The organism is Halospina denitrificans (assembly GCF_004364635.1).
In the GTDB taxonomy this organism is placed as follows: Bacteria; Pseudomonadota; Gammaproteobacteria; order Pseudomonadales; family Oleiphilaceae; genus Halospina; species Halospina denitrificans.
In genome coordinates this window covers 91,598-107,257 of sequence record NZ_SOAX01000001.1, presented here as the reverse complement: position 1 = coordinate 107,257, position 15,660 = coordinate 91,598, and the positions used below count along the sequence as shown (strand labels likewise).

Below are 15,660 nucleotides of genomic sequence, written 5' to 3'. Positions count from 1 at the left end.
GGGTTACTGGTTCAGGCGGGGTCCGGCGTTCACGATGGATTCGGGAACGTCGAACTTGCTGAAGTTGTCCACGAACTGACCGATCAGCTCCTGGGCCTTACGGTCATACTCTGCCGGATCATCCCAGGTGTTGCGCGGGTTCAGCAGTGTGGAATCGACGCCCGGAACCTCTACCGGCACGTTCAGGTTCAGATCTTCCAGGTGCTGGGTCTGCGTATCGTCCAGGGCACCGCTCTGAATGGCCGTGATGATGGCCCGGGTTGTCGGGATGCTGAAGCGCGACCCAACGCCATAAGGGCCCCCGGTCCAACCGGTGTTTACCAGGAAGACATGGCTGCCGAAGGCTTCCATCCGCTTCATCAGCAGTTCGGCGTAGACACCGGCCGGACGTGGGAAGAAGGGAGCACCGAAGCAGGTGGAGAAGGTCGACTTGAGACCCTCGCCGGATCCCATCTCGGTGGAACCCACCAGCGCCGTGTAACCACTCAGGAAGTGATAGGCGGCGGATTCCTTGTCGAGAATCGATACCGGGGGCAATACCCCGGTCATGTCGCACGTCAGGAAGATGATGTGGCTGGGCTCACCGGCACGGTTCGCCACCACGCGTTTCTCCACGTGCTCCAGCGGATAGGCGCAGCGCCCGTTCTCGGTCAAGGAGGTGTCCTTGTAGTCGGGCTTGCGGGTCTCTTCATCCACAACCACGTTTTCCACCAGTGAGCCGAAGCGGATCGCGTCCCAGATGATCGGCTCGTTCTTGCGGCTGAGATCAATGGTCTTGGCGTAGCATCCGCCTTCCAGGTTGAAGACCGTGCCTTCGCCCCAGCCGTGCTCATCATCACCGATCAGGTAACGGCTTTCGTCGGCTGACAGGGTGGTCTTGCCGGTGCCGGACAGGCCGAAGAACAGGCAGGTTTCGCCGTCATCGCCCACATTGGCCGAGCAGTGCATGGGCAGCACGTTATGGGCCGGGAGCAGGAAGTTCTGTACCGAGAACATCGCCTTCTTCATCTCGCCCGCGTAATGCATGCCGGCGATGAGCACCTTTCGGCGCGCGAAGCTGATGATGACGCAGCCGTCACTGTTGGTGCCGTCGCGATCCGGTACGCACTCGAATTCCGCCGCGTTCAGGATCTCCCACTCGGCATTGCCGGCAGGGTTGTATTCATCCGGACGGATGAAGAGATTAAGACCAAAAAGGTTCTGCCAGGCCAGCTCGGTGGACATCTTCACCGGCAGGTAGTTCTTCGGGTCGGATCCCACGTGAACGTGGGACACGAAATGCTCACGCTCATTCAGGTACTGGGACACGCGGTCCCAGAGAGCGTCGAACCTGTCGCCGTCGAATGGATGGTTAATGGCACCCCAGTCGATCTGGTCCCTGGTGTCATTCTCCTCGACAATGAAACGGTCCACGGGGGAGCGGCCAGTGCGCTCACCCGTCTCGACCACCAGCGATCCGTTGGATGCCAGTTTGCCTTCATTTCTTACCAGTGCCAGTTCGACGAGGCGTGCCGGGCACAAATCCGTGTAGGTTTTACTCACGTTGACCTCACCTTCAGATGTTTCGAAAACGGTTGGCTTCGCCGGCTGACGAGATGACGGTCAGCGCGGCTGCCAAGGGTGCGGATGGCTCTGCTTGGGCTGCACCCTGAATAACGCGGTTGCATTCCGGCGGGTCCAAGGGTTGCCGGATGCGGGGAAGCGTTCGAGTCTCTATAGGCGCAACAGTATGCCAGAACATGGAATCGATTACGACCACCAGCGCCGGCTTTGCCCTTTAGTGCTCCTGATCACAGTCCAGGGGGTTCGTCAGCGCGATTTATTAGCTACTCTTGTCCTGAGAGATGGTTCATGCAATCACATGACGATGAGGGGGTTCCCACAATGACGGTGAAGATCACCGCACCCAGGGAAACGCGGGCGAATGAACGACGGGTTGCCGTTGTTCCCGCGGTCGGTGCCAAGCTCCAGAAACTGGACGCGGAAGTCAGCGTGCAGAAGGGGGCTGGTGAGGCAGCCAGGGTTCCGGATGAGGCCTATGAGGAAGCGGGTATCCGTGTGGGCCGGCTCGAGCTGGGCAAGGCGGATGTGGTATTGAGCGTGCAGCCGCCGAGCCCCACCGAGATCCGTAAAATGCGCCAGGGTAGCGTGTTGCTTTCACTGGTCTATGCCCACCGCGAACCGAAGGTCGTCCAGGCCCTGGCCGAGAACAGGGTTACCTGTTTTGCCATGGAGCTTGTGCCACGGATCAGCCGGGCCCAGGCCATGGACGCCCAGTCGACCCAGTCGGCGCTGATCGGCTATTACGGCGCCTTGCTGGCCGCCACCAACCTGCACCGGATTCTTCCCATGATGACGACGGCCGTTGGCTCCATACGCCCCGCCAAGGTGCTGGTGATGGGGGCGGGTGTGGCCGGACTGCAGGCCATCGCCACCGCGCGCCGTCTCGGGGCCATGGTGGAGGGGTATGACGTGCGACCGGAAGTCGCGGAACAGGTGGAGTCGCTGGGCGCGAAGTTCGTGGACACGGGCGTATCCGCCTCGGGTGAAGGTGGCTATGCCCGGGAGTTGACGGACGAGGAAAAGGCGCAGGCCAACGAGGTGCTCACCCGCCACATCCAGAACGCCGACGCCGTGATCACCACGGCGGCGATTCCTGGCCGGGACAGCCCAAAGATCATTTCCGAGGAACAGATCCGGGGGATGAAGCCGGGCGCGGTCATTGTGGACCTGGCTGCCGATGGGGGCGGGAACACGCCGTTGACGCAGCCCGGGGAAACGGTTGAGGCGGGCAGCATTTCCATTGTGGCTCCGCTGAACGTGGCAAGCCACCTGGCGGAACACGCCTCGGAACTCTATGCCAAGAACCTTCTCAACTTCCTGGGCCTGATCGTGAAGGAAGGGGAGATTCACTTTGACTGGGAAGATGAGGTCATCGCCCGTTCGTGCCTGACCCACGACGGCGAGATCAAGAACGAAGCGGCGGCCGAAGCCGTCAAGGGGAGCTGATCATGGATGCCACAACCGCAATAACGGGCTTCGTCGCCCTCTACATCTTCATGCTGGCGGCGTTCACCGGTTACGAGATCATCGGCCGGGTACCGGCCATTCTGCACACCCCGCTGATGTCGGGGTCGAACTTCGTGCACGGTATCGTGGTGGTCGGTGCCATCTGGGCTCTGCTCAACGCGGGCACCCCGCTGGAGCAGACCATCGGTTTCATCGGGGTGGTCCTGGGCGCGGGCAATGCGGCCGGCGGCTACGTGGTCACGGACCGGATGCTGGACATGTTCAAAACCAGCGACAAGCAGGAATAGGGGAGCCTCATGACGGTTAACTTCATCATTGCGGCAGCCTTTTTCATTGCAACGCTGCTGTTCATCTACGGACTCAAACGCATGGCCAGCCCGGTGACCGCACCTTCGGGCATCCGCGTGGCTGGTTGGGGCATGGTCCTGGCCGTGGCCGCATCCTTCCTTTACGCCTTTGATGTGCGTGAGGCGGCGGCGGACAACCTGGGCATGAATCTTTTCCTGGCGCTGGTCGCTCTGGGTATCGGCGTTGGCTGGGCCTGGCGCAGCGGCAAGAAGGTGGCCATGACCGGCATGCCCCAGATGGTCGCCCTCTACAACGGCATGGGGGGTGGCGCCGCGGCGGCCATTGCCGCCGTTGAGCTCTATTCCGGCAATGCCCAGCACTACGGCTTCGCCGTGACGGTGCTGGCACTGCTCGGTGGGCTGATCGGCGCCGTTGCGCTGTCCGGCTCCATCGTGGCCTGGGCCAAGCTGGACGGGCGCCTGAACAAGACCATCCGCTTCGGGGCCCAGCAGCTCGTCAACGGTGGCCTTTTGGCCTTCGCGGTGCTGCTGTCCATCTATGTGCTGGCCGTGGGCGACGGTGGAACACCGGACATGGCGATCACCCTGTTCTTCCTGGTCTCACTGGTGCTGGGCATCCTGCTCACAACGCCCATCGGCGGGGCGGACATGCCCGTGGTCATCTCCCTCTATAATGCCTTCACCGGCCTGGCGGTCGCCTTCGAGGGCTTCGTACTCCAGAACCCGGCAATGATCATCGCCGGCACCGTCGTCGGCTCCGCCGGTACCCTGCTGACCTTCCTGATGGCCAAGGCCATGAACCGGTCCGTCAGCAACGTCATCTTCTCCAACTTCGGGGCCGAGGATGACGGCGGCAGTGATATTGAAGGCAGCATGAAGTCCGTGGAAGCCTCCGATGCGGCCATCAACATGTATTACGGCTCCAGGGTCATCATCGTCCCGGGTTACGGCCTGGCCGTGGCCCAGGCCCAGCACAAGCTTTACGAGTTCGTGAAGCTGCTGCAGAAACAGGGCGTGGACGTGAGCTTTGCCATTCACCCGGTCGCCGGGCGCATGCCCGGGCACATGAACGTGCTGCTGGCCGAGGCGGGCATTCCCTACGACATCATCCACGACCTGGAAGACATCAACGAGGAGTTCCCGCTGGCTGACGCGGCCCTGGTCATCGGCGCCAACGATGTGGTGAACCCGGCTGCCCGCTCGAATACGTCCAGCCCCATCTACGGCATGCCCATCCTCAACGTGGATCAGGCGCAGCAGGCGTTCGTGGTCAAGCGCGGCCAGGGCAAGGGCTACAGCGGTGTGGAGAATGAGCTCTTCTTCGCTGACAACACCTCCATGGTGTACGGCGATGCCCAGAAGGTGATGGTGGAGATGATCGAGGCGATCAAGTCCCTGGGGTGATTGGCTCGAGCAGATCCGGGGAGTCGTTCGCCGGGCGGTTCACGGCGCTGGAAACCGCCCAGAACCGAAGGCTTTCCGGATCCCGGCGCTGCACCATCCGGCGGACGGCCTCGCGATCCACCAGCTCTGGATCCAGCCACTGCTCAAGGCAGGCTGGATCCAGAACCACGGGCTGGCGTGAATGGATGGACGCGAGCGAGGGCGCCGCCGGTTCCGTGATGATCGCGCAGACGGGATCATCCCCGGCGCCGTATTCCCAGATGCCCGCCATGAACAGGACCCCCTCCGTATCCGGGGCGGACGTGATGTAATAAGGCACCTTCCCAGCGTCCGAGGCCTGCCACTCAAACCAGCCATCCGCCGGTACCAGACAGCGCTTGTGGGCAAAAGCATGCGCAAAGTACCGCGACCCTGCCACCGTCTCCGCCCGGGCATTGATCGGCTCCGGTGCATCCTTTCCGGCCCAGGCCGGACGAAAGCCCCAGTGCATGGGGCTGATGTAAACCGTCTCCGCGTCCAGCCGGGTCAGCGCATCAATCGGCGTCCCCGGTGCCACATTGTAACGCGGCGACGATTCCGGCCCGCTCAATGCCCGCCCGAAACACTGCCGCGCAATCCATTCGTTGCTGGTGTGTTTATCAAACCGACCGCACATGCCCGACGCCCCTCGCCTGTGATTTCAAAACTGTAGGGTATTATTGAATGAACGAAAACTAGAAATCATGCGATTCCATGGTGCCGGGTGGCCGGGTATGCTGAGGTCCTGGGTAAAATATATCGACCAGAATCCTGAAGTCTTCATTCAGTCACTCGTTAAAGTTCATTCCCCGTCTGTGATCGGGTCACCATTCAGGTAATCACCTGACATTGATATCTCCAGTAAGGGAGCAATAGATGCTTTCGGTCGTGGCTTTAAAGGCATTTACAATCTGGGTCGGCATTCTCGTCCTGGCTATCGCGAATGGCGCATTGCGCGAGGCGGTGCTCATGCCGCGGCTGGGAATTCCGGCCGCGCTCGTGCTGAGCGGATTGCTGCTTTCAGCCCTGATCATCGGCGTGGCGTACCTGTCGCTCCCCTGGCTGCAGATTCGCCGTCCTATGCAGTTCTGGGCCGTTGGGTTTGGCTGGCTCGCGCTCACGCTCGTTTTTGAGTTTGCATTCGGGCTGTGGCAGGGCAAGTCGTGGCCGGTACTGCTTGAGGCCTATACGTTCAAGGGCGGCAACATCTGGCCGGTCGTTCTTGCGGTAACGCTCCTTGCACCCTACATCGCTGCCCAGCTCAGGGGTTGGGGGTAGGCCCATCAGACCCTTTTCTCCAGATAATCCAGGAGCTCCGCGATGCAGTGCATGCGCGCGTAATCCTGGTCGGGAATGTTGACCCCCAGCCGCTTGTGCACTCGCTCCGCCAGGGTCAGCGCGTCCATGGAATCCAGGTCGTATTCGTCCTGCAGGTTCGCGTTGTCGTCGAACGATGCCAGATCAATGTCCGGGGCAATACCGGTGAGTTCCTCCAGTACCGCCTTGCGTAATTCGTCCCTGTTCACAGTGCCTCCGGTTGCTGTAGCAGTTGCTCGATTTCATTCAGGAAAAGGGCGCCCAGGTGACCGTCACAGACGCGGTGATCCGCAGCCAGGCTGAGATCCACGGCCAGTCGCACGGCAATGCCATCCTCCACTGCCAACGGCTGCCGGCGGGCACGGCCAATACCGATCATGGCGACCTGGGGCGGATAGATGACGCCATAGACGGTGTCGACGCCGCGATCCCCCAGGGCGGTGACGGTGGCGGTGCCGCCGGTCATCTCGGACAGGCGCAGGCCTCCGCCCCGGGCCCGGCGCACCAGGTCCCGAAGCTGGTGCATCAGTTCCGGCAGTGTCAGTGTATCGGCATCCATAATGGCTGGCGCCACCAGGCCGCCACCCCGCAGGTGCACGGCCATCCCCAGGTTGACCTGAGTCGCGGCAACGAAACCGTCTTCGCCATAGTGGCCGTTGAGTTCGGAGTAGCGGGCCAGGGCCAGGGCGGTGGCTTTCATGAAGAGCGCGGACAGCAGCAGGCGGTTTTCCGGCGGCTCGTGTTCGTTGTAGTCCGCGAGCCACTGCTCGGCCGCATGCAGATCGACGGTGGTGGCGAGGTAGTAATGCGGTATCTCGCGCTTGGAGCGGCTCATGGCGGCGGCGATGGCGGCGCGCATCTGGGCGGGATCGAAACCGGCCGTCGGCCGGGTTTTCGGGCTGGTGGGCTGCGTGCCCTGGAGATCCCGGAGCACGATGGCGCCGTCCGGGCCACTGCCACGCAGCTGTGAAAGGGGGATGCCCTCTTCCCTCGCCTTGCGGCGTGCGGCGGGTGAGGCTGGCACGCGCTCTCCGGCGCTGCGCTTGTCGGATGCGGGTGGCGAGGCGGGTTCTGGCGGGACCCGATCCGGTTCGGTTTGGGCGGCCTCCGGTGCCGTTGGTGTTGCAGGCTCGGGTTTCGGGCCGTATTCAGCCCCGCCGCCGGATGCCGCCTGCCCCATGCCGCTGCCATCGCCGATCCGGGCCAGTGGAGTGCCCACATCCACGTCGGTGTCCTCGGTCACGTACAGGGCTTCCACGACGCCGTCCTCGAAGACCTCCACGTCCATCACGGCCTTGGCGGTCTCCACCGAAGCGATTACCTGACCCTTGCTGACCCGGTCCCCGGGTTGCACCTTCCATTCCACCAGCCTGCCGCTGTCCATGTCGGCGCCCAGTGAGGGCATGAGGAAGTCGCTCATGGCGCCTCTCCGAGCGTGCGTTTCGCGGCGGCGACAATGGCATCCACGCTCGGCAGCACGGCCTGCTCCATGTGCCTGGCGTAGGGCACCGGCACCTCGGCACTGCACACCCTGGCCGGAGGTGCATCCAGCTCCCAGAATGCCTGCTCGTTGAGGATCGCCATCAGCTCGCCGGCCAGGCTGCCGGTCTTCCAGCCCTCGTCGACCATGACTGCCCGCCGGGTGCGGCTAACGGACTTGATCAGGGTGTCGGTGTCCAGCGGCCGCAGCACGCGCAGGTCGATGACTTCGGCTTCGATGCCGTCGGCGGCAAGCTGCTCGGAGGCCGCCAGGGTCTTGTAGAGCGAGCCGCCGTAGGTGATGAGGGTGATGTCCCTGCCCGGGCGGCGGATGGCCGCCTTCTCGATGTCCACGCCCTGCGGCTGCGGGGTCAGTTCGGCCTTGTGGTTGTAGAGCATCACGTGCTCGACAATCACGACTGGGTTGGGGTCCTGCAGCGCCGCCCAGAGCATGTAGCGGGCATCCTCCACCGTGGCCGGTGCCAGCACCCGCAGGCCGGGAACATGGGTGTACCAGTTCTCCAGGCTGTGGGAGTGCTGGGCCGCCACCTGGCGGCCGGCGCCGGTGGCCATGCGGATGACCACCGGTACGTTGAACTGGCCGCCGGACATGTGCAGCAGGGCGGCGGCGGTATTCACGATCTGGTCAATCGCCAGGAGGCTGAAGTTGATGGTCATGATCTCCACCACCGGCCGCATGCCGCCCAGTGCAGCGCCCAGGCCGGCGCCGGTGAAGCCGTTTTCCGCAAGTGGTGTGTCAATCACCCGCCCGGCGCCGAACTGCTCGAAAAGGTCACGGGTAACGGCGTAGCAGCCCCCGTAACGGCCGATGTCCTCGCCCATCAGGAAAACCCGCTCATCCTGCGCCAGGGCTTCCTCGAGCCCCTGCTGGAAGGCCTCGCGCATGCTGATTTCCCCCGCTTCGGCGGTCGGGGACGGTGGCGGAGGGAGCGGCTCCGGCAGGGGCAGGCTGAGGTGATCAAACAGGGTCTCGGTTGATTCCCAGTCCGCCGCTTCGGCGAACTGGACCGCCTGCTCCACTTCCTCGGCGATTGCCGCCTCCATGACGTCAAGCTCGTCCTGGCTGATCAGGTTGGTCTGTGCCATCCAGTTGCTCAGCCGGTCGATTGGATCTTTCCGCTTCCATTCCTCCACCTCGGTCCTGTCCCGGTAGAGCTGGGGGTCGAACATGGAGTGCGCGCGGAAGCGGTAGGTCTCGCATTCAATCAGGCGCGGCCCTTTGCCGGTCCGCGCCGCCTCCAGTGCATCGCGGGTGGCCGCTTCCACCTGCACCACGCTCATGCCATCCACCCGCTCGCTGGGCACGCCGATCGCCTCGGCCTTGCGGAAGATTTCCGGTTGGGCATGCTCAACGGCCAGTGGCGTGCCCATGGCGTAGTAGTTGTTCTCGCAGATGAACACCACCGGCAGCTGCCAGAGGGCGGCCAGGTTCATGGATTCGTAGAAGACGCCCTCGGAGGCGGCCCCTTCGCCGAAGAAGCACAGGGTGGCCCGGTTCCGCCCCTGCATTTTGTCGGCAAGCGCCAGGCCAACGGCGAGGGGGATGCCGCCGCCGACAATGGCGTTGCCGCCGAAGAAGCGGGTCTGCGCGTCGAACAGGTGCATGGAGCCACCGCGGCCCAAAGCACAGCCGGCTGCCTTGCCATACATCTCGGCCATCACCCGGTCCATGGACAGGCCCTTGAGCAGCGCGTGGCCGTGGTCCCGGTAGGCGGCCACCACGGCCTCATCCTCGGCGACATTGAACAGGACGCCCGCGGCCACCCCTTCCTGGCCGATGCAGACGTGCAGAAACCCCCGGATCTTTTCCTGGGTATACAGCTCCACGCAGCGCTCCTCGAAACGGCGCACGCGGAGCATGTCGCGCAGCAGGGCCAGGGTATGTTCCTTCGACACTCGGGGTTTGCGGGAAGCCGTTGCCTCGTTCATTCCCCGGCTCCCTCCAGCGTTGAGGTGTCGCCTTCGGGCAGGCCCAGCTCGCGCGCCCGCAGCAGCCGACGCATGATCTTGCCGCTTCGGGTGCGCGGCAGGTCCTCGCGGAACTCGATGTGGCGCGGCGCCACCGCCGGTCCCAGGCGTTTGCGGGCCCGCCCCATCAGGTCCCTGCGCAGGGCCTCGTCCGGTTGATAGCCGGGCTTCAGCGAAACGAAGGCCTTCACGATCTCTCCGGCGACTTCGTCGGGTATACCGATGACCCCGGCCTCGGCCACGGCAGGGTGTTCGAGCAGTACGGTCTCCACCTCGAAGGGGCCGATCAGGTGGCCGGAGGACTTGATCACGTCATCATTGCGGCCGATGAACCAGAAGTAGCCGTCACTGTCCCGGGAGGCCAGGTCGCCGGTGAGGTACCAGTCGCCGTCGAAGGAATGGCGGTATTTCTCCTCCTGATGGAGGTAACCCCGGAACATGGACGGCCAGCCCTTTTTCAGGACCAGCTCGCCCGTTTCGCCGGGCTCGTCGATCAGTTCGAGGCCGCTATCGGTGTGGCGTGCCACCGCGGCCTCGATGCCAGGGATCGGTTTGCCCATGGAGCCCGGGCGGATCGCCATGGTGGCGTAATTGCTGACCATGATGCCGCCGGTCTCGGTCTGCCACCAGCTGTCATGGAAAGGCCGCCCGAGCACTTCCCGTCCCCAGATGACCGCCTCCGGGTTGAGCGGTTCGCCCGCGCTGGCCATGAACCGCAGTGAGGACAGGTCATGCGCCCGGGGCAGTTCCTCGCCCAGCTTGATCAGCATGCGGATGGCCGTGGGAGCGGTATACCAGACCGCTACCTTCTGGTTCTGGATGATGCGGTACCAGCGTTCGGCGTCAAACTCGGCCTCGTCCACCACCATGGTCACCCCGTTGGTCAGCGGCGCGACAATGCCGTAGGAGGTGCCGGTGACCCAGCCCGGGTCTGCAGTGCACCAGTAGATATCGCCCGGGTGCATGTCCAGCACATAGCGACCGGTCATGTGATGGGTGACCACCGCTTCGTGCACATGCAGTGCGCCCTTGGGCTTGCCGGTGGTGCCGCTGGTGAAGTGCAGCAGGGCAGGGTCTTCAGGGTCCATGGCCCGGGTTGTGTAGTCACCGCTGGCCGCATCCATCAATGCCCGGGCATCCAGGGTGCCGGCAGGGGCCTGGTCGAGCTCGTCAATCAGCAGGACATGGCGCACTGAGGGGGTTTCAGCCACCCAGTCAGCGACCTTCTTCTGGTACAGCCGCTTGCTGGTGACGAGTACCGCCGGCTCGCCGATTTCCACCCGCTGGCGTATGGGCTCGGGCCCAAAGGCGGGGAACAGGGGCGTGAACACACAACCATGCTTGAGGGTACCGAGCACGGCCGCGTAGAGGTCCGGAATCCGGTGTGAGAGGCCGTAGACCCGCTCGCCGGGCTTGACGCCCAGCTCCTGGAGCACATTGGCAAACCGGTTACTGCGCTCGTTGAGCGCTCGGTAGCTGATGTCCACAGGGGTCTCGCTGTCCCGGGCCAGGAAGCGGATGGCGGTGCGCTCGGCTGCTTCCGTGTCCATATGCCGGTCCAGCGCCTCGTGGGCGATGTTGAGCCGGCCATTGGCCATCCCCGCCAGCTCGCGGCGGGCCTGGTTCCAGGAAAAACCGGCGCAGAACCGGTCGTAATCGGCCAGGTTTGGCGCCTTTTCATCCATTCCCTGTGTCTCCTCTTGTCATCCGGAAATCCGTTCAGAGTCCGGACAGGCCGCTGTCGAGATCCGCGAGCAGATCCTCGACGTTCTCGATGCCCACCGAATAACGGATAAGGCTCTCTGGAATCCCCATAGCGCGCCGCTCCTCCATGCTCAGTTCCACATGGCTGGTAACGCGCGGCGGGCCCACCAGGGTGGCGACGGAACCGAGACTGGCCGCGTTGTGGCTGTAGTGAAGCCGGGGCAGCAGCTTTTTGACCTGATCGAAATCGCCGGGCAGGGCGAAGCTCAGCATGCCGCCGAAACCGTCCATCTGCCGCCGGGCAATGTCGTGATTGGGGTGGTCAGGAAGGCCGGGGTAGTACACGGCCTCGACCCCCTCGTGGTCGTGCAGGAACTCGGCGATCCTCTGGGCACTCTCGTTGTGGCGCTGAATACGCAGCTCCAGGGTCTTCAGGCCGCGCAGGATCATGTAGGCGGAATTGGCATGCAGGGCGGCGCCATTGATCTCCCGGTAGTGGAATACCTGGTCCACCAGGTCCTTGGCTCCGCTGAGGATGCCGCCCATGGCGTCTGAGTGGCCGTTCAGGTACTTAGTGGCGCTGTAGACAACCAGGTCAGCGCCCAGTTCCAGTGGCCGCTGGTTCACGGGAGTGGCAAAGGTGTTGTCGACGATGACAATGCCCCTGTGTTCATGGGCTACCCGCGCCAGGCGCTCTATATCGACGACTTTCAGGGTGGGGTTGGTGGGTGTCTCCAGGTAGAGTACCTTGCAGCCCTTGCGGATCTCGGCCTCGATCTCCTCGAAATCCAGGGTGTCGCAGAGGGCGACCTCCACGTTGTTCCTGGGCATGAATTCCAGAAAGATCTTGTTGGTTCCGCCATAGGTGTCCTTGATGGCGACGACCCGGTCGCCCGGCACCAGCAGGGTAAAGAGGGTGTTACTGATTGCGGCCATGCCGGTGGAGAAGCTGATGCACTCCTCGGCGTCATCCAGGGCACGCATGGTCAGCTCCAGTGGCCGCACGGTAGGGTTGGTGTTGCGCGAATAGATATGACCGGGGCGCTTGCCCAGGGCGACGTCGAGCCATTCGTCCACATCCTCGTAGGCGAAGTTGACGCTGTGATGAATGGGCAAGGCCACATCCTTTTCACCGCTCCCTTCCGGGTGAGCGGCCCACAGGGCCAGGGTTGCGAAACGCCTGGACGAATCCGCCATGACAGTGCTCCTTTGCCAACCCCGTCCCCGACGGGGAATGAGTGCCCTCTAAGCATCATGCAACGGGCGGGACAAACCCTTGACACAGGTCAACCCTTACGGTGATCGGTCGGTTTCTCAACGAGGATGATAATGCTGTTGCCCGGGTGTTCTTCAGCGATACACTGATCCCAGGACTGATGTTGTTTGAGTGGCAGACCCCAGGCACGGGAGGGCCGAACAATGGCAAATCAATCCCAGAGGACCCCGGGGCGATTGATGTTTTTCCTGCTTGCCCTGATTGTTGTGCCCGCGGCTGACGGCGAGAGCAATCGTAGCGTCCTGAACCGGATCCTTGAGGACAGGATGACGCAGTCGGAGCCGTCCCTCGGCGAACAGATTGAAGCCTGTGAGCGCATCGCAGCTGATCGACAGGGACCGGTTCTTGACGCGGAAAAGCTGTCGTCGCTGGGTGCGAAACGCCACCAGGTGGTGACCGCGTTGGCCTATCTTCACGCCCGGAACCAGTACCTCTGTGAACGGGAGATGCAGCAGGAGGGAGCGCTCAAGCGCGACGTTCTCGCTCATCTGCAGGCTAAGCGTGGTAAGGCGGGTCGCTCAAACTACCCCACCCATGAGCGTTTCCTTGATGAAGGCTATCGCTATCACCGGCTTGCCGGGAAATACCGGGCCCTTCCCCTCGGCTTGCGCCGACACCTGGAGGAACGCGTCGGGAATGTGCCGTTCAATCTGCCGCGCACCATGGAAAACGCCGGGTATGCACCTTTACAGTGATTGGACGCCTCGCTTGACGGCGGGTCTCGAGTGAGGGATATCGCACCAGGAGTCCACTGTTATGAAGATTCACCCAGTCCACAACGCCTCCTGCCACTGCGGCGCGGTCCAGTTTCAGCTGTCCTTACCCAATGGGCTGGTTGAGCCCCGCCACTGCAGCTGCTCGATGTGCCGTCGCCGGGGCGCCATTGTGGCTTCTGTTCCGCTTGATGGGCTCACGATTCTCAAGGGGGAAGAGCACCTGCGTCTTTATCAATTCAATACCATGACGGCCAAGCACTATTTCTGCTCCATTTGCGGCATCTACACCCATCATCAACGTCGCTCCAACCCAAATGAGTTCAGTTTCAACATTGGCTGTCTGGATGGTGTTGAAAACCCTTTTGAGTTGGAGCCGGTGAAGGTTCTGGATGGAGGTAATCATCCAAAGGATCGAGACAATGTGGATGGAAGGTAATCAGCATGAAGTAATCGTTTTATAAGACGCTGTGCTGTTAAGCTTCAGGCAAGATTCACTATCACGGAATGACGAATGATGCGCCAGGAGCAATCCGCGGAACCGCTCTGGTCCGTGAGCGACGAGGGTGACAGCGCCATGCTGGTGTTGCGGGGCGATTGGCAGCCCGGAGAGGGGCAGGCGTTCCCCTCGGCCAGCGCGGTTCTGAAAGCCTGTCCCAGCGGTATCAAGCGCCTGGATGTGGATGCAGGCGCGCTGGAAAGCTGGCACGGATCTGTGCTTCCGGCTCTTCTGTATGGCCTGGAAACCCGGCTTGAGGAGAAGGGGGCGGCACTGCATGCGGGCGACCTGGACGAAGAGCTTCAGGCGCTCCTCGACCTGACCCGGGACCGTATTGGCGATGCCCGCAGGCCCCTGGCAGCGCCCCTGCTGGAGCGGGTATGGGAGGTGCTGCTGGGGGCCGGCAATGCAACCTATGCCGTTGGCGTCAGTGTGGTCCTTTACATGAAGGGGCTTGGGCGTCTGGCATCCGGTAGTGTGGGCTTTCGGGCCCGGGACTTCCTGGACGCGCTGACCCAGAGCGGCGTGCAGGCGCTGCCTATCATTACGCTGGTCAGCCTGCTGGTGGGCAGTATCCTCGCCTTTGTGGGCGCACTGCAGCTGCAGGATTTCGGGGCCGAGATCTATATTCCGGAGATGGTCGGCGTTGCGGTGGCCCGGGAAATGGCGGCGATGATGACGGCCATTGTGATGGCGGGGCGAACGGGCGCGGCCTTTGCCGCCCACCTGGCCTCCATGGAGGTGAACGAGGAGGTGGATGCGCTCAAGACCCTGGGCGTGTCCTCCTACGATTTCCTGGCCTTTCCGCGCATACTGGCGCTGACCCTGATGATGCCACTGCTCTATCTCTACGCCTCGGCCATCAGCATTCTCGGAGGGCTGATCGTTTCGATGCTGGCGCTTGGGCTTGAACCCGCCATCTATCTGGCCCGCACCTTCGAAAAGGTCGCCCTTTACCACTTCTACATCGGGCTTCTCAAGAGCGTGTGCTTTGGCGCGCTCATTGGCATGGTGAGCTGCCATATTGGCTTGCGCTCCGGGCGCAGTGCGGCGGCTGTGGGTGAATCCGCCACCCGCGCGGTGGTGATCAGTATTGTGGGCATTATTGCGGTGGATTCCGTGTTTGCCATCGTCAGCACGTTGACGGGGGCGTGATGATGGCATCGCGGAACCGCCCGGAAGAAACAGTGGCGCGGGTCGACCGGCTGACCATGGCCTTCGGGGATACCGTGGTCCAGCGGGATCTGGATTTCGAGATCGTGCCGGGAACCATCTTTGCGATCATGGGGCCCAGCGGCTGCGGCAAGAGCACGCTGCTGCGCCATATGGTCGGGCTTCATGAGCCGGCCGCCGGGCGGGTGTTCCTGGGGGGCGAGAATTTCTGGGGACTGGAGCAGCATGACCGCAACCGGTTGCTGCAGCAGGCGGGCGTGCTCTTTCAGGGAGGCGCGTTGTGGAGTTCCATGACGGTGGCGGAGAACGTGGCCCTGCCCCTGGAGCTGTTCACGGACCGATCACCGGAGCTGATTGCCGACCAGGTGGCGTTCAAGCTGGCACTGGTGGGGCTTGCGGGGGCTTCGGACGTGTACCCTGCGGCTCTTTCCGGCGGGATGCGCAAGCGCGCGGGCCTGGCGAGGGCTCTGGCAATGGACCCGAGGGTGCTGTTCCTGGATGAGCCTTCGGCCGGTCTGGATCCGCTCAGTGCGCGGCGCCTGGATACGCTGATCCTGCGCCTGCGCGCGACACTGGGTGTTACCGTGGTAATGGTGACCCATGAACTGGAGAGCCTGTTTGCCATTGCGGACGACAGCCTCTATCTGGATCCTGAAACAAAGACGGCCATTGCCCGGGGCGCACCCCGGGACTTACAGAAGCAGAGCGAGCACGACCAGGTGCGAGAGTTCCTGAACACTCGCCTCTGAT

At 63.1% G+C, this 15,660-nt stretch carries 14 protein-coding genes and 1 pseudogene; 8 read left to right on the top strand and 7 right to left on the bottom strand.

Going from position 1 to position 15,660, the window contains the following annotated elements; translation table 11 throughout:
- Window positions 1-3: 3 nt before the first annotated feature.
- Window positions 4-1,545, bottom strand: a pseudogene (locus DES49_RS00490) (phosphoenolpyruvate carboxykinase); the annotation flags it as partial.
- Window positions 1,546-1,884: 339 nt separating this feature from the next.
- Between DES49_RS00490 and DES49_RS00485 the strand changes: the two are divergent.
- Genes DES49_RS00485 through DES49_RS00475 form a run of 3 tightly spaced genes read left to right on the top strand, consistent with a single transcriptional unit; the run spans window position 1,885 to window position 4,742 of the window.
- A complete protein-coding gene (locus DES49_RS00485; RefSeq protein WP_133734991.1) occupies window positions 1,885-3,009 on the top strand; it encodes an NAD(P) transhydrogenase subunit alpha in 1,125 nt (374 codons plus the stop codon).
- 2 nt (window positions 3,010-3,011) lie between these two features.
- The gene (locus tag DES49_RS00480) at window positions 3,012-3,317 is read left to right on the top strand and encodes an NAD(P) transhydrogenase subunit alpha part 2 (RefSeq protein WP_133734432.1); all 306 of its coding nucleotides are present in this window, start codon (window positions 3,012-3,014) and stop codon (window positions 3,315-3,317) included.
- 9 nt (window positions 3,318-3,326) lie between these two features.
- On the top strand, window positions 3,327-4,742 hold the full coding sequence (locus tag DES49_RS00475; RefSeq protein WP_133734431.1) for an NAD(P)(+) transhydrogenase (Re/Si-specific) subunit beta: 1,416 nt from the start codon (window positions 3,327-3,329) through the stop codon (window positions 4,740-4,742).
- Here the strand turns inward: DES49_RS00475 and DES49_RS00470 are convergent.
- Complete coding sequence (locus DES49_RS00470) at window positions 4,726-5,397, bottom strand: SOS response-associated peptidase (protein WP_133734430.1); 672 nt, start codon at window positions 5,395-5,397, stop codon at window positions 4,726-4,728. The two genes, DES49_RS00475 and DES49_RS00470, sit on opposite strands and share 17 nt — an antisense overlap.
- 239 nt (window positions 5,398-5,636) lie before the next feature.
- Between DES49_RS00470 and DES49_RS00465 the strand changes: the two genes are divergently transcribed.
- Window positions 5,637-6,038 carry a hypothetical protein gene (locus DES49_RS00465; RefSeq protein WP_133734429.1) on the top strand — a complete coding sequence of 134 codons (402 nt, stop codon included), beginning with the start codon at window positions 5,637-5,639 and terminating at the stop codon, window positions 6,036-6,038.
- A gap of 5 nt (window positions 6,039-6,043) precedes the next feature.
- Here the strand turns inward: DES49_RS00465 and DES49_RS00460 are convergent, their stop codons facing one another.
- Genes DES49_RS00460 through DES49_RS00440 form a run of 5 tightly spaced genes read right to left on the bottom strand, consistent with a single transcriptional unit; the run spans window position 6,044 to window position 12,446 of the window.
- Window positions 6,044-6,286, bottom strand: a complete 243-nt coding sequence (locus DES49_RS00460) for an acyl carrier protein (RefSeq protein ID WP_133734428.1) — start codon at window positions 6,284-6,286, stop codon at window positions 6,044-6,046.
- Window positions 6,283-7,497, bottom strand: coding sequence for a dihydrolipoamide acetyltransferase family protein (locus DES49_RS00455; RefSeq protein WP_133734427.1), 1,215 nt, complete (start codon window positions 7,495-7,497; stop codon window positions 6,283-6,285). Before DES49_RS00455 ends, DES49_RS00460 begins: the two co-directional genes overlap by 4 nt.
- Entirely contained in the window at window positions 7,494-9,506 is a 2,013-nt protein-coding gene (gene pdhA, locus DES49_RS00450; protein ID WP_133734426.1) for a pyruvate dehydrogenase (acetyl-transferring) E1 component subunit alpha, read from the bottom strand. The genes DES49_RS00455 and pdhA overlap by 4 nt, the downstream gene beginning before the upstream one ends.
- Complete coding sequence (gene acsA, locus DES49_RS00445; RefSeq protein ID WP_133734425.1) at window positions 9,503-11,230, bottom strand: acetate--CoA ligase; 1,728 nt, start codon at window positions 11,228-11,230, stop codon at window positions 9,503-9,505. The genes pdhA and acsA overlap by 4 nt, the downstream gene beginning before the upstream one ends.
- A 34-nt stretch (window positions 11,231-11,264) precedes the next feature.
- Window positions 11,265-12,446, bottom strand: coding sequence for a cystathionine gamma-synthase family protein (locus DES49_RS00440; protein ID WP_133734424.1), 1,182 nt, complete (start codon window positions 12,444-12,446; stop codon window positions 11,265-11,267).
- 222 nt (window positions 12,447-12,668) lie between these two features.
- Between DES49_RS00440 and DES49_RS00435 the strand changes: the two genes are divergently transcribed.
- The 4 genes from DES49_RS00435 to DES49_RS00420 all read left to right on the top strand — a co-directional run bounded on the left by DES49_RS00435 (window position 12,669) and on the right by DES49_RS00420 (window position 15,659).
- On the top strand, window positions 12,669-13,220 hold the full coding sequence (locus DES49_RS00435) for a hypothetical protein (RefSeq protein WP_133734423.1): 552 nt from the start codon (window positions 12,669-12,671) through the stop codon (window positions 13,218-13,220).
- A gap of 61 nt (window positions 13,221-13,281) precedes the next feature.
- Window positions 13,282-13,677: a GFA family protein gene (locus tag DES49_RS00430; protein WP_133734422.1), complete on the top strand. Its 396-nt coding sequence runs from the start codon at window positions 13,282-13,284 to the stop codon at window positions 13,675-13,677.
- 75 nt (window positions 13,678-13,752) lie between these two features.
- Window positions 13,753-14,892 (top strand): MlaE family ABC transporter permease, encoded by a 1,140-nt coding sequence (locus DES49_RS00425; protein WP_133734421.1) that lies wholly within the window; start codon window positions 13,753-13,755, stop codon window positions 14,890-14,892.
- Complete coding sequence (locus DES49_RS00420; RefSeq protein WP_243864776.1) at window positions 14,892-15,659, top strand: ABC transporter ATP-binding protein; 768 nt, start codon at window positions 14,892-14,894, stop codon at window positions 15,657-15,659. Before DES49_RS00425 ends, DES49_RS00420 begins: the two co-directional genes overlap by 1 nt.
- Window position 15,660 lies beyond the last annotated feature (1 nt).